Genomic DNA, 703 nt, shown 5'->3' with positions numbered 1-703 from the left:
GCAATCTAAAGATTTTGCGAGTTTTCGCCATAGCATTGTGAGCACGATTAATACCATTGACACACTATTACAGAAGCAGCTAAATGAGATCATTCATCATCCAGATTTTCAGAAATTAGAGTGCAGTTGGGTAGGCGTTCGATATTTATGTGAACAAGTTGATAAACCATCGTCTGACTCCGTAAAAATTAAAGTTCTATCTGCAACATGGAATGAAGTAAGTAAAGATGCGCTCAAGGCTATCGAGTTCGATCAGTCTGCCTTGTTTAAATTGCTCTATCAAAATGAATATGGAATGGCCGGAGGAGAACCCTTTGGTGTGATTGTTGGTGATTATCAATTACGTTATGACCCGAGAACAAATTATTTTGATAGAGATATCTCTGTGCTAAGCAAGATATCTCAGTCTGCTGCTGCGGCATTTAGTCCATTTGTAATGTCAGCGTCTCCTGAAATATTCGGTGTGAACACATTTGCCGAACTTTCGTCGACTCGAGACGTTGCTGCGCAATTTGAACAAATTGATTATGTCAAATGGAGACAGTTGCGAGATAACGATGATACCAAGTTTATTGGCTTAACCGCTCCTAACGTGCTTTTTCGACAACCCTACAAAAGTGATGGTTCTCGAAACGATCAATTTGAATTTCAAGAGAATATTGACGATTCAAATAACGATTTATTGTGGGGAAGTGGAGCCTTC

General features: G+C 39.4%; 1 protein-coding gene. It reads left to right on the top strand.

The annotated features are described in order from the left end of the window. The coding region (locus R7044_RS25540; RefSeq protein ID WP_225456037.1) for a type VI secretion system contractile sheath large subunit at nt 1–703 on the top strand (703 nt) is incomplete at both ends.

The organism is Vibrio sp. 1402, assembly GCF_033340275.1.
This window is presented reverse-complemented; position numbering and strand designations above follow the sequence as displayed.